This window comes from Alteromonas sp. G5_S2_22_S1 (genome assembly GCF_054968525.1).
This window is the reverse complement of record NZ_JBQKUJ010000013.1, coordinates 71,191-95,851: the sequence shown is the minus strand read 5'-3', so window position 1 is coordinate 95,851 and position 24,661 is coordinate 71,191. Positions and strand designations below refer to the sequence as shown.

Here is a 24,661-nt window from a genome sequence, read left to right as displayed (position 1 = left end):
AATTCTGAAACTTCTGGAATATAAAAATGAAGATGACGCCTTTAATTACTTCTGCTGTTATGCACTTTGGCGAAATGGGAAGTCGCTGGGGTTTTAATAGAACGGTGGGGCAAATACTTGCTCTTATTGTTCTTAATGAAGAGCCAATTTCGGCACAGGAGATTGCTGATGCGCTGAATATCTCCAGAGGCAATACAAGTATGGGCTTAAAAGAGCTTCAGTCGTGGCGTTTGGTTAAGCAGCACCATGTTCCAGGCGAAAGGAAAGAGTTTTTTGTGCCTGCAGGTGATATCTGGACATTGGCTAACCGGGTATTTGAAGAGCGCAGGAAGCGAGAGATAGATCCAACCATGAGCTTACTTCGGGATTTGTTACTTGATGCACCTGCCAATGAAAAAGAAGCAAACGCTCAACATAAACTGAACGAAATTCACGATTTACTCGAATCAATTACGGCATGGTCCGAAGAGCTTCAAAATCTTGGACCTGAAAAGCTTAACACGCTGATGAAGCTAGGTTCTGGCGTAGGCCGTATGCTTGAGCTTAAGGACAAGCTTCTTCCGGGAAAAAACAGCGTTAACTAAGGGGGCTCTCTGTGGATGCATTCTTGCTGTCTCGTTTACAATTTGCGTTAAATATTAGTTTCCATATTTTATTTCCAACCATCACTATGGCAATGGGATGGTTTTTATTTTACTTCAAACTGCGCTCTAACATTTCAGGTCATCCTGTATGGATGCGTATGTATCGTTTTTGGGTACGTGTTTTTGCGCTAAGCTTCGCCTTAGGCGTAGTAAGCGGCGTTACCATGTCATTTCAGTTTGGTACTAACTGGCCAGGCTTTATGGAAAAAGTCGGCAATGTGGCAGGCCCCCTGTTAGGCTACGAGGTACTTACCGCCTTTTTCTTAGAAGCTACTTTTCTTGGCATTATGCTATTTGGCATACGTCGGGTGCCCAATTGGTTACATACTGCATCTACTCTTATCGTAGCGCTTGGCACCACAACTTCAGCGTTTTGGATATTAGCACTAAATAGCTGGATGCAAACTCCACAAGGCTTCGAGGTAGTTGATGGCGTTGTGTATGCCACAAACTGGAAAGAAATTATCTTCAACCCCTCTTTCCCCTACCGCTTTGTACACATGATGTTGGCATCGGGCCTAACCGCTAGTTTCTTAATTGCCGGCTTGTCTGCTTATCGCATGTTAAAAGGTGACGACAAATTAGCCCCTAAACTTGCGCTTAAGACAGCAACTTACACAGCAGCAGTGTTAATTCCGCTACAAATATTTGCAGGCGACATGCACGGTTTAAATACCCTTGAACATCAACCGCAAAAAGTAGCGGCAATGGAAGGGCTTTGGGAAACCACTGAAGGTGCCCCCTTGCTACTTTTCGCCATACCCGATGAGGAAAGCAAAGAGAACCATTTTGAAATTCCCATTCCTTATGGCGCAAGTTTGATTCTTACTCACGAGCTTAAAGGCGAGATTAAAGGGCTTAATGAGTTCGAGGGAGAGCATCCGCCAGTTGCCCCTGTATTTTTTGGTTTTAGAGTCATGGTGGGCATGGGCATGTTGATGCTTGCTGTCTCGTGGCTGGGTAGTCTTTATCTTATGCGCAATAAAGCGTTTCCTCTGTGGCTTAAGCGCACGTTTGCGGGCATGGCGTTTAGCGGTTGGATAGCGACCCTTGCCGGTTGGTACGTGACCGAGATTGGAAGGCAACCTTACTTAGTCAGCGGCGTATTGAAAACCGCTGATGCGGTAACCCAGCTACCGCCTGGTAATATTGCCCTATCGTTTACGCTGTACTTGGTTATTTATACGGTCTTGCTAATAGCATACATGGGAACCTTAATGCTGATGTGTAGAAGAGCCGTAGAAATTGAAGAAATTACTACTGAGGAACGGGAAGTGGCTAAAGCAAAAATGCAGCCCAGCGAACCCGATCCTAGTACGGTTTAGGGAGAGCCATTATGTTTGAGGATGTATCAGCTGAAATGCTTGGTAATATTTACGTGGGTCTTCTTGGGCTATCGGTAATGCTGTATGCCATTTTGGACGGCTATGATTTGGGCGTGGGCGTATTAATCCCGCCTCGTACCGAGGCGTTTCGCGATGATATGATAGCGTCTATTGGGCCCTATTGGGATGCGAATGAAACATGGTTGGTGCTCGCTATTGGATTGCTCTTAATTGCCTTTCCTGAAGCACATAGCGAGTTTCTACAAACCTTGTACCTACCGGCCACATTTATGCTGCTAGGCTTAATACTGCGCGGGGTTGCGTTCGACTTTCGAGCAAAAGTGGTGCAGGTTAAAAAACGTAAATGGGACTTGGTGTTCAAATACGGTTCGTTACTAACCACTCTTGCTCAAGGTTATATGCTGGGTATTTACGTGACCGGGCTTCGCACTGATATATGGGCGCAAGGCTTTGCACTTTTAGCCGCTTTTGGTGTAACCGCGGCTTACGCTTTTATCGGGTCTTGCTGGTTAATTTTAAAAACCGAAGGTGAACTTCAGCAAAAAGCATACTACTGGGCACGCAGAGGATTAGGCGTTCTCGCCGTTGGCATTATTGCAGTAAGTATTGCTAATCTTACGCTGCATGATGATGTTAGGGCGCTATGGCTATCTGCGCCATGGGGATATGTGTTATTCGCTATTCCTTTGGCTAGCTTTGCTTTATTAGCACTATGCGGGGTGTTATTGAAAAAGTTACCCGATGCTAATGGTAAGGGCGAGTGGCTACCCTTCTTTATAGCGTTGCTTGTGTTTTTATTGTGCTTTAGCGCCTTTGCAATAAGTTACTATCCGTTCATTATTCCTGGGCAAATGACGGTTTCAGAGGCATTAAGCGATGCTAACTCTCTGAGGTTTCTACTAGTAGGTGTAGTCATTGTCGTGCCGATCATTCTTGCCTATACCGCGATGGTTTATAAGATCTTTTCAGGTAAGTCTGAAAAACTATCGTATTATTAACCGCAGGTTGATTGCCTGAAGAACGCAATGATCAAACGGCGTTAGGAAGATTGCTGCAGTTCGCGATCTTCAATCAGTTCTAGCAATAGTGAACATCACTGAGAGTCAGTGGTGTTCACTTTCTCTTCAACGCTATACTAAATATGTGTGATAGCGATCTCATACTTGCTTAAAACCCTTAATTGGCAGTGTTCACCCGCTGTGGTGTGTTTCCACAAACGCACCCCTTGCCTAATGTTTTAAAAATGATCCTTTCACCGAGATAAAGTATACCAATAACTAATGGTGTTAGATCTAATTAAGTCTACACTTAGGTGGTAAACAAAACTTAATGCTGAAAAGCTGCTAATATTTTGTTGACATCAAACTGTAATATTACTATATTTTATTTGGGGAATTTTTTAATAGAAGGAGCCAACATTATGGAAAACGTATTCCATTCAATCTCACGGTTCTTCAAGCGCGCGCACCCCTATCCGGTAGCTCATTATATCGGCCGCAAAAATGCGCAGCGTATCTTAGGATGTAAAATCAAAAAGAAATCCAAGATATTCGCCGAACAGCACGTTGAAGACCAAAATCATTAAATTTATATGGGGCCCGTAAAACCGGCCCCATTTTTTATGGTTTCTCATGTTCCTATAGCTAAAGGTGGTTGAGCGGCACCGATGTAGTATATTTGATTTGCTCCATAGCGAAGCTAGAGTTAACGTCTGAAAACTCAAGACCGTTCACAAGGCGTTTGTAGAAGTGGTCAAAGCAGTCCATGTCGGTTACCAAAACTTTCAGCAAGTAATCGTATTCCCCCGACATACGGTAGCACTCTACCACCTCATCAAAAGAAGCCGCGTGTTTAGCAAAAGACGCTAGCCATTTTCCATCGTGCCGCCCGGCTTTTACTTGTACAAACACGGTCATCGTTAGGCCTAACTGCCTGGCCTGCAATAGGGCTACTCGCTTAGAAATAATCCCCTTTTCTTCAAGCTTTTGAATGCGGCGCCAGCATGGCGTTACGGTTAAACCCACTTGTTGGGCAATCTCTGCAACGGGCATGTCGCCATTGTGTTGCAGCAACCCTAAAATTGCCTTGTCCGTAGCATCTATTCCGTTTTGTTTATCATTGCGCATGGTGATGTATTGTTCTCATACAAATATTATTGGGCGTACGTTGGCGTAGAGCTTACCCATTCTTTGATATGCCGGGCCTTTCTAAAGGCTTGCTAGCGGCTTTCTATACCCCCTATCTTAAATCCACCACGGCTGACTAAAGTCTATATTTTCCGGCGCAATCTCGTATTGAAACGGCGGCGTAAACACGCTCCAAAACGCGTCTTCAAGATCTTTATCTACTATCTGTAGTTGACCGCTTTCGCGATAGCCACTTAGCAACGCCTTATAGGCATCAATAGGCATTTGAGGGTTAGATTGTCGAAAGATAACGCGCCCGCCGAATTCCTTGAACATAGCTTTTTCTGCTTGGTACTGCATAACTTGTTTCGCCGCTACTTCTTCTATGGATTTAGACGCGCCTTCACCGGAGAATTGATCGCCAAACTTTTCTGTAAACTTGCTGACAAGCGCTTGGTTTAACGTGATGCCTTTTTGCGCAGCATAATCATTTAAAACCAATTCATAAATTCTATTAGACGCATTTACGCGAATAAGGTAGTTGAGCATTTCACCGTAACTTTCTTTGGCCTGCGCTTTTATTTCTTTACGCTCTTTTTCGCTAGGCATCACATCCGCACGTGTTACACGGGTTTTAAGCACAATGGCTAAAACATTTTTCTCTGCCTGTTGCTCTGCGACCGGTTCTGCGTTGGCAAACTGTGGGGTGAGTAACAAAGGCGCGCTAAGTAATGAAAAAAGAAAGCCAGATATAATGCGCATGACATACTCCCTTAAAATATCTGTAAAGAAGATAATTGGTACGGTGAGTAAAGCATTAAAGACTATCATCGCGCAACACTTGTAACCCGAAGGGTATAAACGCGGTAGATGAAGTGTCATTGAGAAAGGTGTTCAGGGCGTAGTTTGCGAGAAAGAATTTAAACCGCAACAAACCCGAGCTTTTATACTCGTGATGAGCAATAAGCCCTTTGAATAGGAATAGAAAGAAAAACGGCGGTCAAATGACCGCCGTTTTTGAATTCTTAGATAGCTTGCACGTTAGCAGCTTGAAGACCTTTTTGACCTTCTTCAACTTCAAATTCTACTCGCTGACCTTCTGGAAGCGTTTTGTAACCGTCAGAGATAATCGCACGGAAATGAACGAATACGTCCTTGCCGCCATTATCTTGTGTTAGAAAACCGTAACCTTTATCAGCGTTGAACCACTTAACTGTGCCTGTAACTTTAGACATGTCGTATAGACCTCAAATATCGTATTAAATTGCGCATAAGCGCGTGTAACTTAGTTTCTTTAGAGTCTTCAAATGGGCGGAGTATTGGGTCTTACTTACGAATGGACAAACAACTTACAACAAATTACCGGGTAACTCGAGTGGTTTTACATATAGCAAATAATACAAAATCGCGTCTATCTAAAGACTTTGGCTAAGAGCCAATAGCACTATAACACTCTTCGGGATAATTAATACACAAATTAATCACTAAACTGCGGATTTCATAAATATTTCACCGCAGCGTAACAAAAATTAGAGCCCTTTTCGCCAAGCCAAGTACCAACAAACAGCGCCAACAACGCCACTTATTGCAGGGAAATACCACGATAAGTCGTAAAGTGGCAATACTGCTGATATCAGAACAAAGGTCGCGCCCACCACACTAAGGTGAGTGGTCTGAGTTGTTTTCTTTTGCTCTTGAAGGAGTGCTAAATGTGCCCTTTGCTGCTGTAATGGCAGCCGTTTCATCTGCTGTAAACTGTCATAAAGCAGGTCTGGCATTTCAGGCAGTTTTTCCGACCAAAACGGCAGGTTGTCTTTTACCTTGCCCATCATGGCAGTAAAGCCTATTTGCTCTTTCATCCAGTTTTCGAGAAACGGCTTTGCGGTTTTCCACAAATCTAGCTGAGGGTAAAGCTGCCTGCCCAATCCTTCGATATACAGTAGCGTTTTCTGCAGCAGCACTAACTGTGGTTGAACCACCATGTTGAAACGACGCGCGGTATTAAAAAGCTGCAATAGCACGTTACCAAAAGAAATTTCGGCAAGTGGCTTTTGGAAAATTGGCTCACACACCGTGCGTATAGCCATTTCAAATTCATCAATGTTGGTATCTTGAGGTACCCACCCCGAATCGGCGTGAAGTTGCGCCACTTTGCGATAATCGCGATTGAAAAACGCAATAAAGTTTTCTGCCAGGTAGCGTTTGTCCTCGCGATTAAGAGTGCCCACAATACCAAAGTCGATAGCAATATACTTGGGGTTTTCAGGGTGCTCGGTTGACACAAAAATGTTGCCTGGGTGCATATCGGCGTGGAAAAAACTGTCGCGGAAAACTTGCGTAAAAAACACTTCTACGCCGCGTTCCGCCAGCTTTTTCATATTGGTATTCTGGGTAAGTAGTGCATCGATATTTGAAATGGGCAGGCCGTATATGCGTTCCATGACCAATACGTTACTTCTACAGTAGTCGCTGTATATCTTAGGTACATATAGTGCGTCAGAGCCTTCAAAATTGCGGCCTAGTTGAATACCGTTGGCTGACTCTCGAAGAAGATCTAATTCATCCACTATGGTTTTACGGTACTCCACTACCACCTCAACAGGGCGAAGGCGCTTCCCGTCAGGCAGCCATCGTTGCAGCACATTAGCCAAGCTAAAAAGTAACTCCATATCGGCCACAATGGTGTCGCGGATATCAGGTCGCAGCACCTTTACAACAACGTCTTCATTGTTGTGTATAAGCTTTGCCGCATGCACTTGTGCAATAGAAGCAGACGCGAGCGGAGATGTTTCAAACTCGCTGAATAATTCATTTAAATCTTTGAGGCCTAACGCCTGCCTAATAATGTCTTGGGCAGCATCTGATGAGAATGGCGGTACTTTGTCTTGTAATCGGGCAAGCTCGTTAGCGATGGCGGGAGGCAAAAGGTCGCGACGAGTAGAAAGCATTTGACCAAATTTGATAAAGACGGGGCCAAGATTTTGTAGCGCAAGGGTGATACGCTCCCCTGCTGATTTGCCTTTGTGTTTGTTTCTTACCCAGAAAATGGAATGACGCATAGCACGTGCGTACCAGGGTAACCACTTTGCTGGAATTAAATCGTCTAAGCCGTGTTCCAACAATACCTTGTTAATTCGGTATAACCTAACAATACGCATCTATGAGCCTGTTTCTTTTAATCTTACTTTAACTTTTCTTCGAGTCGACGTAATCGGGCGTCTGCGCTTTCGGTCCTATCACGCAGTGCATTAACTTCATCGCTAAAATGCATAACGGCCAGCTTGTGGGCCGCTAGCTGTTTTTCTTCTACTACAGCATTGCCCAATACACTTGCTACTGAAGACAGTGCCGATAGCGCTTTTTCGTGCACGGCTTTGGCCGTTTTCACCGTTTGATGCGCAACCACATCATTGGTTTTTTGCGCCAGTAGTTCTTCAACATCTATATCAAGCTGCTGAAACAGTGCACTAACCTGCTGGGCTACATTAAGCTCGCCCTCTAAAAATAGGGCTTTTTGCTGTATGAGGCGGGTTAACTGACTGGTTTCTTTAAGCTCGGGCAAGATTTGTAGCGATGTTTTAATGCAGCAATCTTTAGGGCCAAGGGCGGCAACGGCATCGTCGAACGAGCCTTGCTCGGTTAACACATCGACACGCTCTGAAAATGACAATGTTATGCCATAGGGGAGCGGCGAAATGAACGCAGACAATCTGGCCCCGTTGAGCGACTTTAGCCTTTTCTGGCTAGTCTCATCTAACGACAACAGCTTATTGATTATCGATTCAGCAGTCGCGGCAACAAGCGCAGAGGTAGGCATTAAAACTTATATCCTCTGTGCAGCGCTACGATTCCCCCGGTTAGGTTCTGATAATCGCACTGTTCAAAACCGGCTTGTTCAAACATGCCTTTTAGGGTTTCTTGATCTGGATGCATGCGAATACTTTCCGCAAGATATTGGTAGCTTTCTGCATCGTTCGCCACTAGCTGCCCCATTTTAGGCAAAATGTGAAACGAATACATATCGTAAAGCTTGCTAAGCTGCTCGGTAGTAGGCTTTGAAAATTCGAGAACGAGTAGCCTTCCACCCGGCTTTAACACGCGATAAATAGAATTAAGCGCATTTTGCTTTTCTGTAACGTTGCGAAGACCAAATGCCATGGTCACTACATCGAAATGGTTGTCTGGAAACGGCAAGGCTTCAGCGTCAGCTTGCACATAATCGATGTTACTTACCAAGCCGCGGTCGCGAAGTTTATCGCGCCCTACTTTAAGCATAGAAAGGTTTATGTCAGCAAGCGTAACCCGACCGGTTGGGCCCACAAGGCGAGAAAATTTAGCCGTAAGGTCGCCTGTTCCACCGGCAATATCCAATACTTTATTGCCTGCTCGTACACCACTACAATCAATTGTGAAGCGTTTCCACAAGCGATGCACTCCCATAGACATAAGGTCGTTCATGACGTCGTACTTCGCTGCAACAGAGTCGAAAACGTTGGCGACCAAAGACGCTTTCTGTCCCTTATCTACCTGTTTAAAACCAAAGTGTGTCGTTTGCTCGGTCGCAGTGTCTACTTGCGTAGCGGGAGTCTGATTGTCGCTCATGACAGTCCTGTAATTTGAATATTTTTCTTAATGCTGAAGTGTATAGGAATGTGTAGCCAAGCAAAAGCTTTATGCCCCACTTGTGCGTTAGGCATAGAGATTTGCGTTGGGCCTCTAAGCAGGCCTGTTATTCGTGCCCCAGCTAAAGGCCACAATAGCACTTATTTCTTGAAGCGAACGCCCACTTTCTTTATGCCACTGCGCAAACGCGGCATTAGCGGCAGTTAACGACTTTTTAGACGTTAGGCCGCCGTCAACAATATCGTGTTTGCGCAAATAATCTTCAACATCGCGAGAGAATAAAAAGGTGTCTATTCCCAATGCACGTAACATGTAAGGGCCCGTATTTCCGCCTAAGCGGGCGCCGCGCTTTTTCAAAAACGCCCAAAGCTCGGTTATGTTTTCTTTGCCAAAACTTGCAACAAACTTACCGAAGCTACCGTGCTCCATAGTCACATCTTTTATCATCATGGCGTTGTCGCGCACCGTCATGACTTTCTTGTAGTTGCGCACAATACGCTTATCTGATGCTTTTTGCTCTAGCATTTCATCGGGCATTAACAGTACTTTGTCGGTATTAAAGCCGAAAAATACGGTTTCAAAGTCTGGCCATTTTTGCTCGATCACCCGCCACACAAAGCCCGACTTGAAGACTTGCTTGGTCATGGCGGCCAGGAAACGGTCGTCGGGTATAGCTTCAACTTCAGCTTTTGAAAGCGGCGCTTGAAGCATAGCCTCAAGCGCCCTTTCTCCGCCCTTGCGCACACATGCACGGCGGTAAATAGATTGAAAAGACTCTGCCTTAGAACCTGCCATAGCTACTTAGCCCTTAATACCACTATGACGCAACAGCGCATCTACCTTAGGCTCGCGCCCTCTAAAGGCCACAAATAAATCCATGGGTGGTTTGCTGCCGCCCATTTCTAAGATGTTTTCCAGAAAGGCTTTGCCGGTATCTCGATTGAAGATACCGTCTTCCTCAAACTTGCTATACGCATCGGCAGAAAGTACTTCTGCCCACTTATAGCTGTAATACCCCGCAGCGTAACCACCGGCAAAAATATGACCAAAGCCATTTTGAAAACGGTTGAACGATGGTGGAATAACCACAGCGACTTCTTCACGCACTTTATCTAGCGTACCCTGTACATCAACGTCGCCGCCTTTTTCGCTATGCAGTAGAAAATCGAAAAGACTGAATTCAAGCTGACGTACCATTTGCATAGCCGATTGATAATCTCTGGCTGCGAGCATACGGTCTAACAAGTCCGCAGGTAATGGCTCTCCTGTTTCATAGTGACCTGAAATAAAGTTAAGCGCGTCTTCTTCCCAGCACCAGTTTTCCAAAAACTGGCTAGGCAGCTCTACGGCATCCCAAGGTACACCGTTTATACCCGATACGCCGGCAACGCGCATTTTAGTGAGCATGTGGTGAATACCATGGCCAAATTCATGGAATAGGGTAACCACTTCATCGTGAGTAAATAAAGCAGGCTTGTCGCCTACCGGCGCATTGAAGTTACAGGTTAGGTACGCTACCGGTAATTGTAATTCACCATTCATTGTTTCACGACGCACGCGGCATTCGTCCATCCACGCGCCGCCGCGTTTTTTCGCACGGGCATAAAGATCTAAATAGAAGCTGCCGCGTAGAGCATCTGCATCATCGGTAATGGTGAAATAGCGCACGTCTTTATGCCAAGTATCTATGCCAGGCTGTTCTATAATTTTTAAACCATACAGACGATGAACAACCTCAAATAAGCCCGACAGCACTTTGTCTTCTGGGAAATACGGGCGTAGCATTTCATCAGAGATGGTGTACTTTTCCTGCTTAAGCTTTTCGCTGTAATAGGGTAAATCCCATGCTGCAAGCTCCGTTATGCCATGCTTGTCTCTTGCATAGGCTTTCACTTCTTCAAGCTCGCGCTCCGCTTGTGGTTTAGACTTGGCGGCCAAATCGCGCAAAAAGCCAATAACTTGATCTGTCGAGTCTGCCATTTTGGTAGCCAGCGAACGCTCTGCGTAGCTAGAGAAACCCAGTAACTCAGCCAGTTCGGTACGCAGCGTTAGGGTTTCTTTGATGATATCTGTGTTATCCCACTTACCTGCATTTGGGCCTTGTTCCGAGGCTTTAGTTGAATAAGCGCGGTACATTTCTTCGCGCAGTTCGCGGTTGTCAGCATACAGCATAACGGGCAAGTAAGAGGGGATATCAAGGGTGAATAGCCAACCCTGAAGGTCTTTTTGATGAGCAGCTTGAGCCGCAGCCTCTAGGGCAGACTCTGGCATGCCGGCTAATTCAGCTTCGTCGGTCACATGTTTTGTCCAGCCCATAGTCGCGTCCATCACGTTATTAGAAAACGTCGATGACAGCTCGCTTAGCTTAGCTTGGATTTCCGCAAAGCGTTTCTTCTGTTCTACGGGCAATGCTACGCCAGAAAGGGTGAAATCACGCACAGCGTTTTCTATGACTTTTTGCTGCTCTTCGCTTAGGGATTCAAATTCGTCAGATGCCTTAAGCTCAGCATAAGCATTATACAAACCTTCATGCTGCCCTACCCACGTTCCGTACTCTGATAAAAGCGGTAGGCAGGCATCGTGCGCATCGCGCAGCTCATCGCTGCTTACCACACTGTTCATGTGAGATACCGGCGAAAACATTTTGCTTAAACGGTCATCGACTTCTTCAAGGCGAAGCACCAGGTTCTTGTAAGAATAATCTTTTGAAGCCACCACTTCCTCGATTTCACTCTTACATGCTGCAATAGCTTTTTCTACAGCAGGCTTAATAGTGTCTGGTTCAATCGCGGAAAAAATAGGTAGTCCATCTACCTTTTCAATTGCAGGGGTTGTCATAATCTTTTCACTCTTAACACATTGATAGAATAATGATGGGGCTTCACTGATTAAAAGCAAGCTATTGTTTAGCCTGCTGTTGACCTATCTTGATACTACTTCTAGTCTTACAGTTAGGATCAGGACATCGCGTTGCCCCTGTTGAGGGCATAGAGGTAACGCTCGTTATAACGAAATGCTTTTATATGTCGCGTTTGCGAAAACCAAAGCTGTCACAAATGTCACATTTCATCCTTTTGTCTACTTTGTCTCCTCCTTATATGCAGACTATAATTCCGTTTATTATTTCAACAAGGCAAAGCCATGAAAACGTTAACCTCAGGCGAGATAGCCTCATACTGCGACGTCAATCTACGCACCGTCATTCGATGGATTGAAAGCGGCAAGCTTAAGGGTTTTAAACTTCCCGGCCGTGGTAACAATAGAGTGCTGGTTGAAGACTTTGTTGAGTTTCTTGAGCGCCATGACATGCCAATTCCAGATGCGTTAAGAGGCGTTGCGTCACCGTCTATTCTTATCGTCGACGACGAAATGCCTGTTGCCAAGTCGATTCAGCGGGTTGCCCGGCGCGCAGGCTTCGACTCCTACATTGCTACAGGCGGCTTCCAAGCGGGAATAATGCTTAGTCAGTACGAACCCAAGGTTATGACCTTAGATTTAAGTATGCCGGGAATGGATGGTTACAGCGTTATCGAGTTTACGCGGGATCAAAGCAAGTACAAAGATTTAAGGATAGTCGTTATCTCTGCTTTAGATGATATTAGCCTTGAGCGCGCACTAGAGATAGGCGCAGACGCCACTCTTCAAAAGCCTTTCTCAAATCACGACCTAACATCAACACTAGAACAGTTTATGTCTATGTAGTGTAACAACAAAGGAGGTTATATGGGCAGTTCAATACACCGCATTGTCATAACGCTATGTTTTGTTTTTAGTACTTTTTCAGTAAATGCCAAGCCTCTAACATTCGGTGTAGTCCCCCAACAGTCAGCAAAGAAGATGGCTGAAAATTGGCAGCCGTTAATAGATTATCTCAGTACGTATACCGGTCTTAGTATAGAGTTTAAGACTGCTAAAGACATTCCTACCTTTGAAGCCAATCTGGCCAAAGGAGCATACGATATCGCTTACATGAACCCTTATCACTTCGTTGTTTTTAACGAAACGGCGGGCTACCGTGCGCTTGCTCATCAACGAAACAAAAAAATTCAAGGGCTCATCGTGGTAGAAAAAGACAGCCCCATACAATCTTTAAGTGAATTATCCGGTACTGAGATAGCGTTTCCTGCACCCGCGGCGTTTGCGGCTACTATTATTACTAGTGCCTATCTTCGCAAAAATAACATCGCATTCATTCCACGCTATGTGAACTCTCACGATTCAGTTTACCTAGCCGTTCAGCGCAAGTTCTTTAAAGCCGGCGGAGGTATTTTGCGCACGCTCAATGTAGCGCCCGACGAGGTACGAAGCGACCTTCGCGTGCTTTGGAAAAGCCAAGGTTATACGCCTCATCCCATCGCAACAAGCCCAAACATGGCGCAAGGTGACAGACAGGCTATTCTTAATGGGTTAATGGCGTTATCCAACGACACCAGCAAATCGTCAGTTCTAAAACGTATCGGGTTAAGTGGTTTTATAGCTTCCAACGACAGTGATTGGGACGACGTACGCGCGTTAGGTATTGCGTCGCTCTCTAGACCACACTTGTGAGTTATTGAATTATGAGGCTGTCGCTACGATTTAAAACAATTACCGGCGTTGCATCGATTGCAGCCCTGCTGCTATTGGTACTGATCATTACGGTATTTCAACTGTTAAACGATCTGGTTGACAATAATGTGCAAAAGTCTGCCGATACCAGCGTCGCTTTATTTGTTTCTACAACGAAAAACGCCTTTCTAAGTTACGACCTTGCTTCCCTTGATGCTGATGTATCCGAAATATTAACCAACCCCAATATTTCTTACGTAAAAGTTAAAGACAAGCTAGGTAACGTGTTTGTTGGCAAGGGGAATCAACAAGCGCTAAATCGCCCTTTCGTTGCGGACGATTCGGTGTCAGAAGCAGATGATGGCATCTATGATACGCGCGCGCCCATCATGGTAAATGATTCCCTTTACGGCTATGTAGAAATTGGCTTGAACATCGCCTCTGTTACCGAATCGGTATCTCGTGTTAAAAACTGGACGCTTATGCTAGCCCTCATGGAGTTTATCCTCGTTGGCTTATGCTCGTATATCTTGGGTTCATACCTGATGTCCCAACTTCGCCAGTTACATCAGGGTGCGAAGCATCTTGGCGATGCAGTAAAAGACAATGACTACAGGGAAGTCTTTGTTCCTGTTCGCGGTAATGACGAATTAAGCGAATTGGCTGAAGCCTTCAACCAATTAGTAGAGCGTTTAAAAGAAGAGCATGAGCAAAGGCAGCGTGCACAGGATGAACTGAAGGAACTCAACACCCTGCTTGAAGAAAAAGTGCAGGACAGAACCGCCCTACTGCACCAAAAGAATTTTCAGCTAGAAGAAGCCAACAAAGACCTTAAAGAAACACAGGTTCAATTACTTCAAGCGGAGAAAATGGCATCGGTCGGTCAGCTAGCTGCCGGGGTAGCTCATGAAATTAATAACCCAGTTGGGTTTGTTAGTAGCAATATTTCTACATTAAGCGAGTATGTTGCCACGTATCAAATGGTATTTTCTCAAATAAACGTGGTATTAGCGGCTGAAAATGAACAAGCGCGACTTAAAGCACTTACTGAACTAAAAAGCATGCTTGACAATCAAGACATGGCTTTTATTAACGAAGATATTGCAGAGTTATTAACCGACTCCCGTGAGGGGCTACATCGAGTGGCTGAGATAGTAAAAGGTCTTAAGATTTTTTCACGGGTTGATAGCGATCAAATGCAACAGCACAACATTAATGACTGCGTACGTACTACGCTGGCTATGGTTAACAATCAGCTGAAATATATTTGTACTGTAGAAACCCACTTGGGCAGAGTACCAGATATTCCCATGAACGTTGGCAAGGTGTCTCAAGTTGTTACCAACCTGCTGATTAATGCTGGACAAGCAATTGAAGCCACTGGCAAAAATGGTAAAGTGATAATTACTACCTGTACGTTAAACGGCTTTGTTGAACTGCGTGTTGAAGACTCAGGGTGCGGCATTCCCCCTAGCCATTTAGATAAGCTCTTCAACCCGTTTTTTACAACCAAGCCCGAAGGCCAAGGCACGGGGCTAGGTCTTTCCATTTCATTTGGCATTGCTCAAGAGCACGGTGGCACATTGTCAGCAAGCAGTGTAGAAGGCGAAGGTAGCACGTTCACCCTTGCACTCCCTGTTGAGCCTGCTCCGTCAGTTCCCCTCATGGAAAAAGAGAGTGAATAATGAGAAAGCAAATAGTGTTAACAAGCGCCATTGCATGTAATAGTTATTGCGTCGCCTATAAGGATAATGATTTATGACAGAGCCTAAAGAATCAGCCACAACCTATACGGTGCTTTTTGTCGACGACGAGCCTAACATTCTTCGTGCAATTAAGCGCGCGCTCTTCGCTATGGATATTACTCTGCTTCTTGCAGATAGTGGCGCAAAAGCTCTTGAGCTTATGAGTGCGAACGAGGTTCACGTGGTTATTTCAGACATGAAAATGCCACAAATGTCTGGTGCGGAGCTGTTAGAGCAAGTCGCCATCAACTATCCAGAAACCTTTAGGGTAGTGCTTACCGGTTACGCAGATATTGAGTCAACCATAAAAGCCGTAAATCAAGGAAAAATACATCGTTATTTGCAAAAGCCCTGGGACAACCAAGAGTTAATTTCGGTTGTTGAAGAGGGGTTAGAGCGAGTTAAGCTTAAGACCGAAAACTTGCGCCTGCAGAAGCTTACGCGACTACAAAATAGAAAACTAAGAGACGTCAATACCTCGTTAGAGCAAGTGGTACAAAAACGTACTCGGCAAATAAAAGCAGCACTCAATAAAATTGAAAAGCACAATATAGCGATGGAGCAAGTGCTGTTTAATGTGATAAGCATTAACCCCAACATTGACGGCAAGTTTGCCATTGAAGTAAGTGAACTGGCTTCAAAACTTGCGCGTATTGCACGCTTAGAAAAAGATGAGATAAAGCATGTCCGCTATGCAGGGTTAATATGCGAGCTTGGGCTTTTAGGGTTAGAAACTGAAGATTTCAAGGCGCCCTTTTCAAAGCTGAAATACCAACAGCAACAAAATTATTTATCGCAAACAAAACAAGCCGCTTTAATACTGGCTCCAGCCCATGAACTTCATCAGGTTTCAGACATTATTGAGTTTCAGTTCGAACACTATAATGGCTCAGGGTTTTACAACAAAGTAGCTAAAGAAATTCCAGCAGGGGCGCGTATTTTAGCCATAGCACGTGACTATTGGCGCTTAGTTACTGGGCGTATGAGTGGTATCGAAATGAGCCCGCGTGACGCTAAACTTGAAATGAAAAAACACAGAAATACCCGCTACGACGGTGAATTCCTAGATCTTCTTCTTGAAGCTGAAGACGTTACAACATCGAAGCTGCTTTCGACCTCGTTGAAAGCGTCACAATTAAAAGCAGGCATGACCCTTGCCCAAAATCTTTATAACGACAGCCATATCCTTATACTTCCTGAAGGTCATATATTCAGCGATGCTACAATACAAAAATTGGTACACTTTGAAGAAGAACGCGGTAAAGCCTTTAGCATTCAAATAGAACCAGAAGGCCCTTCTGACACTATAAGTGACTAGGCTTGAAATACTGCGTATTGCCATTGGGTAAGATAATGACGCACATAAAGATTATCTTGCTCGACCTTTTATTTGGATTGGCTATCCCCATTGTTAAATAAACTGAAATTCCTTGAAGCGAGTTCCGGTCTTTAGAATACTGTTCTAAATGAAGCGCGGATGCGTTGAATTTGCTTCGCGAGCATATTGCGTAACTACAACGCATTGCGTAAAGATTCATGCTCGCCTAACCCACAGAAAAGGCTTTTTGTATGACACATTTTGATTATATTTGTATTGGTGGTGGTAGCGGCGGTATTGCATCTGCCAACCGTGCGGCAAAACACGGTAAAAAAGCAGCCATCATTGAAGCAAAAGATATCGGCGGTACCTGCGTAAACGTGGGCTGTGTGCCTAAAAAAGCCATGTGGTACGGCGCGCAGGTCGCTGAAGCCATCCATCGCTATGCGCCAGAGTATGGCTTTGATTTGTCAGTTAACCATTTTAGCTGGGACAGCCTTATCGCTAGCCGACAGGCTTACATTGAGCGTATTCACGCTTCTTACGACCGCGCACTTACAGCAAACGACGTGACGCTTATTCGTGGCTTCGCAAAATTTATCGATAACAACACGGTAGAAGTCAACGGCGAACAATATACTGCTGATCATATTACTATTGCCGTTGGCGGTCGCCCGACTATTCCTGATATTGAAGGTGCCGAACACGGCATTGATTCTGACGGATTCTTCGCACTAAAAGAGCAGCCAAAGCGCGCGGTAGTTGTGGGTGCAGGTTATATAGGCGTAGAACTAGCCGGCGTACTTCACGCACTGGGTACAGAGTCTCATCTTGTGGTTCGCAAACACGCACCACTTAGAAATTTCGACCCTATCATTCACGAAACCTTGGTGGATATGATCCACGCCGAAGGGTGTAAACTGCACGATCACGCCAGTGTCGAGAAAGTTGAAAAAGCGGAAAACGGTGAGCTTTCTATTTATTTAACTAACGGTGAAGTACTTGAAGCCGACTGCCTTATTTGGGCTATTGGCCGCCAGCCGTCAACCGATAAAATTGATATAGAAAACACCGATGTAGAGTTAAACGACGACGGTACCATTAAGGTAGATAAATACCAAAACACTACGGCAAAGAATGTGTATGCGGTAGGCGATATAACCGGAGAAGCAGAGCTTACTCCGGTGGCAGTTAAAGCGGGCCGTTTGTTAAGCGAGCGCTTATTTAATGGGCAAAAAGATGCGCACATGGATTACTCGCTTATTCCTACCGTAGTGTTTAGTCACCCGCCAATCGGCACCATTGGTTTAACAGAGCCAGAGGCTATTGAAAAATACGGTGAAGACGATATTAAGGTGTATTCCTCAAGCTTTGCGTCTATGTACACAGCAGTCACCCGTCACCGTCAAATGACGAAGATGAAGCTAGTATGTGCTGGTAAAGACGAAAAAGTTGTTGGCCTACACGGTATTGGCCACGGTATGGATGAGATTCTGCAAGGTTTTGCTGTTGCCATAAAAATGGGCGCGACCAAAGCTGACTTTGATGCGTGTGTGGCCATTCACCCTACCAGCGCAGAAGAATTCGTTACCATGACCTAGGGCGTTTAAACTAAGGGGTTAGCTACCCCACCGACGCATGCTTGCGCTGTAGTGAGAACATGGGTTATTAGGTAAAAAATCGCATTTAAAAAACCGGCTTTTACCTTGTGGTAAAAGCCGGTTTTTTATGCGCATTAACTTACTTTTTCAAGTTCTACAGGTACACCGTTTAACACCGCGTTACCAGACAGTTCATCCACCTGCATGTGGTCGGTAAGAATATTGGTATTTACCCCCGGATGCTGACTTGCCACAGACAACTTAATGCCTTTTTTGTTGTGTCCCCACCCGTGCGGGATAGATACCACACCAGGCATGATCGCATCGGTGATTTCAGCCTCTATCGTTAACTCGCCAACCCGCGATTTCACCTTTACCTCATCACCATTGTTAATACCGTATTTAGCGCCGTCATCGGGATGCAGCTGCATCGTGCAGCGATTATTGCCTTTCACCATACGCGGGCTATTGTGAAGCCACGAGTTGTTGGTTTTAATATGCCGGCGGCCAATTAAAACAAGGGGTTGCGCGTGGCTTTGCTTATCAAAGAAGTGTGCGTTAACCCTGTCTATATCCGCCATAAAATAATCAAAATCTAAATTTATTTTTTTATTTTCATGGAAAAGCGCAAAAGGTAAAGACGGCTGAAGCGGGCCAAGATCTATACCGTGTGGGTTTGCTTTAAGCTTTTTAAGCGTTAGGCCGTGCGCAGTACTGCCTTCTTTTCCCGTATCGCTGTCATTAACACCGTTTTGAAAAGCACCACGCTTATCACCGTATAAACCGGTCTGTAACAAGTCGTCCACCACGCCTTTTGGCTGCTTGCTCCAAAGCGCAGCATAGTGCGCTGTGCTCCTACCGTTTAATTTGTCGATTCGCTCAGCTAACGATAAATAAATTTGCCAGTCGGTAAGTTGGTCTGCATCTGTATCCACCACCGCTTCGGAGTACTTCGCAAAGTTTCGCACCGCGAAGTTGTGAAACACAATGTCGTAGTGGTCTCGTTCAAGGGCTGTTACGGGGGGTAAAATCACGTCGGCGTGGCGAGAGGTTTCTGTGATGTAGAAGTCCACAGCAACCATAAAATCTAATTGTGCAAATGCCTTGTCGAGCTGTTCAGCGTTAGGCGTAGTGACTACCGGGTTTCCCGCCCCAATAACCATGGCTTTAATTTGTCCTTCTCCGGGGGTAAGGATCTCTTCAGCTAAACAGGCAACCGGATACTCGCCAGCAAAAGCTGGAAGGCCGCGCACCCGGGAGGTAAACGTGCCCAAACTGCCCTTTCCTGCAACAGGCAATGTGTCTGCCGCTGGCTGGGTAAACATCATGCCGCCACGCTTGTCTAAATTACCGGTAAGTATGTTAAATAGCATAATGAGGTATTGGGTTAGCGTACCAAATGCTTGTACGCTTGCCCCCATTCTACCGTAACACACTGCCGCTTCTGCTTCGCAAAAATCGGTAACGAGCTGGATTATTTGCGAGGCCTGAATACCGGTTTTTTCACTGACTTTTTCTGGTGAAAAATTGCGTACGTAATGCTCTACTTCCATTATGTCTTCAGCATAAGGAAGAAGCGCCTCTACATTGTATAATTGTTTATCAAACAGCACATGCAGCATGGCGAGTAGCAATAAAACGTCACTACCCGGGCGAATAAAGTGGTGTTCACAGCTAAGGTCCGCGGTTTCACTTCGCTTCGGGTCGATAACGACTACCTTGCCACCCCGTTTTTGTATGCCCTTCAAACGCTTTTTCACGTTCGGCACGGTCATAATACTGCCGTTTGACGCCAAAGGGTTCCCACCAATAATCATGAAATTCTGAGTATGATCGATATCCGGAATAGGTATTTGCGACATATGGCCGAATAGTCTGCGGCTGATGATGTGGTGAGGCAATTGGTCCACCGACGTCGCAGAATAGCGGTTATGCGTTTTAAGTGAGCGATAAAAGTAAGGCCCAAATAAAATAGCCCCCATGTTGTGCGCGTTGGGGTTACCTAAATACACACCCACCCCATCTTCGCCGTGCTCTTGTTGAATACCGTGCAGCTTATTGGCAACAAGGTCAAACGCATCCTCCCACGTAATCTCTTGCCAATTATCGCCCACTCTTTTTACAGGGCGTTTAAGGCGATCAGGGTCGTCGTACAAATCTTTTAGCGCACTGGCTTTAGGGCAAATGTGACCTTGGCTAAAGGGGTTATCTTTATCCCCTTTTATTGACAGTATTTGTCTGCCCTTCGTTGCCACTTCAATACCACACATGGCTTCGCACAGCGTACACGTAGAATAATGCAATTGTTGTTCAGTGTTGCTCACGATAATTCCCACACAACTTATTGTTAACGACTTGTTACGAAATTAGCCGCTATTGCTGTAATAGACAAGCATCACTGAAAGTGATGATAGAAGCGTTAACCGCTGAAATTGTACTTACAATCGCATAAGCTAAATAAATCCGTCGTACTTTGCAGTAAGATTAACCTAAGCTTTACAATTCGAGGGTACAAAAGAACCAGCTTAGTCATGTACTCTGATGTAGACAGAAAATAATTAAAAAGCAGTTGGAAACTCAATCATGATAACGACAAAGAAAAGCCTACTAGCAGTTACGCTAGTAAGCGCTCTTGGCTTGGGCATGGCGCCGGCCTCTTACGCACAAAACGACAGTGAAGAAAAAACCGAATACGAACTCGATAACTGGGACGTCAGTAACCCACCTTATGCGTTAAACGAAGTCACCATCAAAACAAACGAAACCACGTGGTCTAGCTTAGACGTTGCGCCAAATGGCGAGTTTATGGTTTTCGACATGCTTGGCGACCTTTATAAAGTAAACATGAACGGTGGTGATGCCACGCCACTTACCCAAGATTTTGCGTGGAATATTCACCCGTCTATTTCTCCTGACGGCAAACACATTGCGTTTATCTCGGACAAAGACGGTCTAAGCAACGTATGGGTAATGGACATTGACGGCAGTAATCTTCGTCAAGTAACCAAAGAGAAAAGCAATCTTATTCACTCTCCTAAATGGAGCCCAGACGGCGAATACCTAGTGGTTACTAAAGGCATTATGTCTAGCCGCAGTATTCCCGCGGGCGAGATTTGGATGTATCACAAATCCGGCGGTGACGGCCTGCAAATTAAAGCCCGAAACAGCGGTAAACGCGACCAGCAAAACATTGCCGACCCTGTATTCTCGCATGACGGAAAATACATTTACTTTACCGAAAATACGGTTCCGGGCGCTCGCTTTGAATATAACCGCGACCCGTTAGAAGGCATTTTTGCTGTCACCCGCTACGACCGCGAAACGGGCGAAGAGAGCCGCTATATCAGTGGTACAGGCGGTGCCGTAGTCCCTACGCCTTCGCCTGACGGTAAATACATCGCTTTTGTGCGTCGCGTTAAAGACAGAACGGGGCTTTTCCTTAAAGAGATAAAAACCGGCGTAGAAACGCCGCTTACCCTCGAACTAGAGCGAGACATGCAGGAAGGGTTTGGCTCTGAAGGCTACTTTGCCTATTTCGACTGGATGCCGGATAGCAGCGAAATCGTATATTGGACAGGCGGGAAATTCCACACTATCAATATCGAAGATAAAACCACACGCACCATGGACATCACTGTTGAAGGCACCGTGAAATACGCTGACGCCCTACGCTTTGACGTAGACGTAGCGCCTGATGAATTTGACGTTCGCATGATTCGCTGGTCTCAAATGTCGCCTAACGGTAAAACTGTACTCTTTCAAGCGCTTGGAAAGCTTTACGTACGCGACGTTAAGTCTGGCAAAATAAAACGCCTGACCAAGCAAAACGACCACGACGAGTACTACCCTCGTTTTTCTAACGACGGTAAGAAGATTGTTTACACCACGTGGGACGACCAAGATTTAGGTACGGTACGCGTAGTATCAGCCCGTGGTGGTAAAGGTAAAGTGATTACCGAACAGCCCGGTCATTACATTGAGCCTTCGTTCTCGGCCGATGGCGAAAAAGTGGTATTCCGCAAATTTACCGGCGGTTATCTGCTAGACCCGACCTACTCAGTCGAGCCAGGTATTTACGTTGCCGACCTTGAAGAAGACGCTGTAAGTAAGGTGACAGACAGCGGCTATAATGCCCACTTCGCGGGTGGCGACGACCGCGTATATTTCACAGAATCTGCCGGCGGCGAAGCGTATTATGAAACGCAACTTTCAAGCGTTAATTTGCAAGGTAATGACAAACGTACGCATCTATATGGCGCAGATAAAGTAAGTGAGTACAAACTTTCGCATGATAAAAAATGGGTCGCGTTTGTATATCAATTTAAAACTTACGTGGCTCCGTTTGTAGAAAATGGTAAGCGCATTACCATTGGCCCGAACATGACCTCGCTACCGGTAACACAGCTTTCAAGTCGAGCTGGTGAATACCTTACTTGGTCACCAGACAATAAAACCCTTAGCTGGTTTAACGGCCCGACACTTTTCAGCCGTTCACTCGATGAAGCCTTTGCCTTTTTAGACGGTGCACCTGAAACCTTGCCTGAACCGGTAGCTGAAGGTATGGATTTGTCGTTTACCACCAAGGCCGACAAGCCTTCAGGATACAAAGCCTTGGTTGGCGGTAAAGTGGTAACCATGCGCGATGCTGACAATACCCAGGAAGTCATTGAAAATGGCGTTGTACTTATTAAAGACAACCGTATTGAAGCGGTAGGTAAGCGTGGCGATATAGCTATTCCTGATGACGCTATGCAGATAGACACCTCGGGTAAAACCATTATTCCTGGGCTCGTTGATGCGCACGCCCATGGTTCACAAGGTCGTAATGAGATAATTCCTCAGCAAAACTGGAGTCAGTTCTCCAACGTGTCGTTCGGTGTAACCACCATTCACGACCCATCAAACGACACCACGGAAATTTTTGCTGCAGCAGAGCTTCAGCGCAAAGGTAAAATTGTTGCGCCGCGTATCTACTCTACCGGTACTATCTTGTACGGTGCAGAAGGACTGGGTTACAAAGCTATCATCAACGACTACGAAGATGCTTATTTCCACGTAGAGCGCTTAAAAGAAGCCGGTGCTATATCGGTGAAAAGCTACAATCAACCTCGCCGTGATCAGCGCCAACAGGTACTTTGGGCAGCTAAAAATCAAGCGATGATGGTGGTGCCTGAAGGGGGCGGTAAGCTTCAGCAAAACCTAACCATGCTGGTAGACGGTCACACCGGTCTTGAGCACAGCATTCCGGTTGAAAAAGGCTATAGCGATGTTACTCAGCTATGGAAAGCCACAGAGTTTGGCTATACCCCTACCTTTGTTGTGTCGTACGGCGGCATGATGGGTGAAGAATATTGGTACGATAAAACGGAAGTGTGGAAGAACCCGCGTCTATTGCGCTATACCCCTTCTACTATTTTAGACAAACGCGCTATTCGCAGACCGACCGCGCCAGAAAACCAATACAACCACCAAAACGTCGCCAGCTACGCTAAAGAACTCCGAGATAATGGGGTCAGTGTACATATTGGCGCTCACGGACAGCGTGAAGGCCTAGCTGCACACTGGGAACTGTGGATCATGGAACAAGGTGGCTTTACGCCTTGGGAAGCGCTGCGCGGCGGGACTATTGATGGTGCTAAACACTTAGGCATGGGCAAAGACCTAGGTAGTATCGAAAAAGGGAAGCTTGCTGACCTAGTGGTGATTGATGGCGATGTATTAAGCGACATTAGAAAGAGTGAGTACGTTGAGTACACGGTGTTAAACGGCCGTGTTTACGAGTCTGCCACCATGAACGAAGTGGGCAGTAAGGAAAAACGCGAACCTTTCTTCTTTGAGCAAGATAACGCGACCTTTATGCCACAGCAAACCGCGGATGAAGTGGAGGCGAAAGCCCACCACTATCACTGGGAGCATTAATCGCACGCAAACACGTTTGATGTAGTTTAACTACCACTAGGAAAAAGCCGATAAAGCCCTGTGTTTTATCGGCTTTTTTATTCTGGTTATGTTTGCTGGTAAGCCGCTTAAAACAAAATCAATGTTTTGTCTTTCGTAAAAGAGTGCTATAAATAAAAAAGACTAGGGCTTTACATGTATTTGTATGTATCAAGCCAATTAAAATAAAAGGACTTATTTGGCTATGCCGCATCATTTGCCCTTTGCACTATTACTTCTCACTTTTTTTCTCGCGCCTGTTTACGCACAAACAAGCGAGACGCCTACGTATTATCAAGATTGTTCCGTTCTCGACTTTGGTGACAAAGATATGTCTACCATGACAGAGGCTGAAAAAATTCAAGCTTTAGATGACTCTTTATTCGGTGCTTTAGAGCAAAGTGAAGAATGCATGGATGCCGCAGCGCAATCTAGCGCACAAAGTGTGGCTAGCGCCGCTGGCCAAGGTGCTGGTGCAGGAAATGGCGCAGCCTCGGGAAGCGTGTCTAGCGCTTCAGCAGCCAGTGGCGGCCAAGGGCAGTCAAATGCGCAAAACAGCGCCCAATCTCAAGAATCATCAACCCATTCACAAACGACTACCTCTAGTTCAGATCCTTCAAAGCAATCTACTGGAGGTAAAGCAAAAGGTGGAAGTTCAGCGGTATGTGATGCCGTAATTGCCGGTTTGCAAGGAGCGACAACAGAGCAAGAAAAAGCTCATTTCCAAGCATTAAAAGAGCAATACGGCTGTAAATAAAACTCAGAGGAAGGAA

The 24,661-nt window shown here is 45.6% G+C and carries 20 protein-coding genes; 11 read left to right on the top strand and 9 right to left on the bottom strand.

Annotation, left to right across the window (positions count from 1 at the left end):
- Positions 1-26 precede the first annotated feature (26 nt).
- The 4 genes from ACTRWF_RS14240 (at position 27) to ACTRWF_RS14225 (ending at position 3,575) form a co-directional block, all read left to right on the top strand.
- Positions 27-584 (top strand): GbsR/MarR family transcriptional regulator, encoded by a 558-nt coding sequence (locus ACTRWF_RS14240; RefSeq protein ID WP_012519911.1) that lies wholly within the window; start codon positions 27-29, stop codon positions 582-584.
- A gap of 11 nt (positions 585-595) precedes the next feature.
- Entirely contained in the window at positions 596-1,969 is a 1,374-nt protein-coding gene (locus tag ACTRWF_RS14235) for a cytochrome ubiquinol oxidase subunit I (RefSeq protein ID WP_012519910.1), read from the top strand.
- Positions 1,970-1,980: 11 nt separating this feature from the next.
- Positions 1,981-2,988, top strand: coding sequence for a cytochrome d ubiquinol oxidase subunit II (locus ACTRWF_RS14230; RefSeq protein ID WP_462835749.1), 1,008 nt, complete (start codon positions 1,981-1,983; stop codon positions 2,986-2,988).
- 422 nt (positions 2,989-3,410) lie between these two features.
- Positions 3,411-3,575: a hypothetical protein gene (locus ACTRWF_RS14225; RefSeq protein WP_012519908.1), complete on the top strand. Its 165-nt coding sequence runs from the start codon at positions 3,411-3,413 to the stop codon at positions 3,573-3,575.
- A gap of 58 nt (positions 3,576-3,633) precedes the next feature.
- On the opposite strand, the gene ACTRWF_RS14220 is transcribed toward ACTRWF_RS14225, so the two are convergent.
- The 8 genes from ACTRWF_RS14220 to prlC all read right to left on the bottom strand — a co-directional run bounded on the left by ACTRWF_RS14220 (position 3,634) and on the right by prlC (position 11,577).
- Positions 3,634-4,116: an Lrp/AsnC ligand binding domain-containing protein gene (locus ACTRWF_RS14220; RefSeq protein ID WP_462835748.1), complete on the bottom strand. Its 483-nt coding sequence runs from the start codon at positions 4,114-4,116 to the stop codon at positions 3,634-3,636.
- A gap of 117 nt (positions 4,117-4,233) precedes the next feature.
- Positions 4,234-4,878: a hypothetical protein gene (locus ACTRWF_RS14215; RefSeq protein WP_015068254.1), complete on the bottom strand. Its 645-nt coding sequence runs from the start codon at positions 4,876-4,878 to the stop codon at positions 4,234-4,236.
- 263 nt (positions 4,879-5,141) lie between these two features.
- The gene (gene cspE / locus ACTRWF_RS14210) at positions 5,142-5,351 is read right to left on the bottom strand and encodes a transcription antiterminator/RNA stability regulator CspE (protein ID WP_012519905.1); all 210 of its coding nucleotides are present in this window, start codon (positions 5,349-5,351) and stop codon (positions 5,142-5,144) included.
- A 294-nt stretch (positions 5,352-5,645) separates the two neighbouring features.
- Positions 5,646-7,274 carry a ubiquinone biosynthesis regulatory protein kinase UbiB gene (ubiB, locus tag ACTRWF_RS14205; protein WP_462835747.1) on the bottom strand — a complete coding sequence of 543 codons (1,629 nt, stop codon included), beginning with the start codon at positions 7,272-7,274 and terminating at the stop codon, positions 5,646-5,648.
- Between the two features lie 23 nt (positions 7,275-7,297).
- Positions 7,298-7,933, bottom strand: a complete 636-nt coding sequence (locus ACTRWF_RS14200) for a ubiquinone biosynthesis accessory factor UbiJ (RefSeq protein WP_015068256.1) — start codon at positions 7,931-7,933, stop codon at positions 7,298-7,300.
- Positions 7,933-8,718, bottom strand: a complete 786-nt coding sequence (gene ubiE / locus ACTRWF_RS14195; RefSeq protein WP_012519902.1) for a bifunctional demethylmenaquinone methyltransferase/2-methoxy-6-polyprenyl-1,4-benzoquinol methylase UbiE — start codon at positions 8,716-8,718, stop codon at positions 7,933-7,935. The genes ACTRWF_RS14200 and ubiE overlap by 1 nt, the downstream gene beginning before the upstream one ends.
- Before the next feature lie 114 nt (positions 8,719-8,832).
- Entirely contained in the window at positions 8,833-9,534 is a 702-nt protein-coding gene (locus tag ACTRWF_RS14190) for a DNA-3-methyladenine glycosylase I (protein ID WP_462835746.1), read from the bottom strand.
- Between the two features lie 6 nt (positions 9,535-9,540).
- On the bottom strand, positions 9,541-11,577 hold the full coding sequence (prlC, locus tag ACTRWF_RS14185; RefSeq protein ID WP_462835745.1) for an oligopeptidase A: 2,037 nt from the start codon (positions 11,575-11,577) through the stop codon (positions 9,541-9,543).
- Between the two features lie 303 nt (positions 11,578-11,880).
- Here prlC and ACTRWF_RS14180 point away from each other — a divergent pair, with 303 nt between their 5' ends.
- From ACTRWF_RS14180 to gorA, 5 genes are all read left to right on the top strand, one after another.
- On the top strand, positions 11,881-12,441 hold the full coding sequence (locus ACTRWF_RS14180; protein WP_462835744.1) for a response regulator: 561 nt from the start codon (positions 11,881-11,883) through the stop codon (positions 12,439-12,441).
- A 21-nt stretch (positions 12,442-12,462) separates the two neighbouring features.
- The gene (locus ACTRWF_RS14175; RefSeq protein WP_012519898.1) at positions 12,463-13,287 is read left to right on the top strand and encodes a phosphate/phosphite/phosphonate ABC transporter substrate-binding protein; all 825 of its coding nucleotides are present in this window, start codon (positions 12,463-12,465) and stop codon (positions 13,285-13,287) included.
- Between the two features lie 11 nt (positions 13,288-13,298).
- Positions 13,299-14,972: an ATP-binding protein gene (locus ACTRWF_RS14170; protein ID WP_462835743.1), complete on the top strand. Its 1,674-nt coding sequence runs from the start codon at positions 13,299-13,301 to the stop codon at positions 14,970-14,972.
- Between the two features lie 73 nt (positions 14,973-15,045).
- Entirely contained in the window at positions 15,046-16,350 is a 1,305-nt protein-coding gene (gene nosR, locus ACTRWF_RS14165) for a response regulator c-di-GMP phosphodiesterase, NosR family (RefSeq protein ID WP_462835742.1), read from the top strand.
- 251 nt (positions 16,351-16,601) lie between these two features.
- Positions 16,602-17,951, top strand: a complete 1,350-nt coding sequence (gene gorA / locus ACTRWF_RS14160; protein ID WP_015068264.1) for a glutathione-disulfide reductase — start codon at positions 16,602-16,604, stop codon at positions 17,949-17,951.
- A gap of 134 nt (positions 17,952-18,085) precedes the next feature.
- On the opposite strand, the gene ACTRWF_RS14155 is transcribed toward gorA, so the two are convergent.
- Positions 18,086-20,275 (bottom strand): molybdopterin-dependent oxidoreductase, encoded by a 2,190-nt coding sequence (locus ACTRWF_RS14155; protein WP_462835741.1) that lies wholly within the window; start codon positions 20,273-20,275, stop codon positions 18,086-18,088.
- A 259-nt stretch (positions 20,276-20,534) separates the two neighbouring features.
- Between ACTRWF_RS14155 and ACTRWF_RS14150 the strand changes: the two genes are divergently transcribed.
- Both ACTRWF_RS14150 and ACTRWF_RS14145 read left to right on the top strand, forming a co-directional pair.
- Positions 20,535-23,870, top strand: a complete 3,336-nt coding sequence (locus ACTRWF_RS14150) for an amidohydrolase family protein (protein WP_462835740.1) — start codon at positions 20,535-20,537, stop codon at positions 23,868-23,870.
- 223 nt (positions 23,871-24,093) lie between these two features.
- Complete coding sequence (locus tag ACTRWF_RS14145) at positions 24,094-24,645, top strand: hypothetical protein (RefSeq protein WP_015068267.1); 552 nt, start codon at positions 24,094-24,096, stop codon at positions 24,643-24,645.
- The last annotated feature ends 16 nt before the right edge of the window (positions 24,646-24,661 follow it).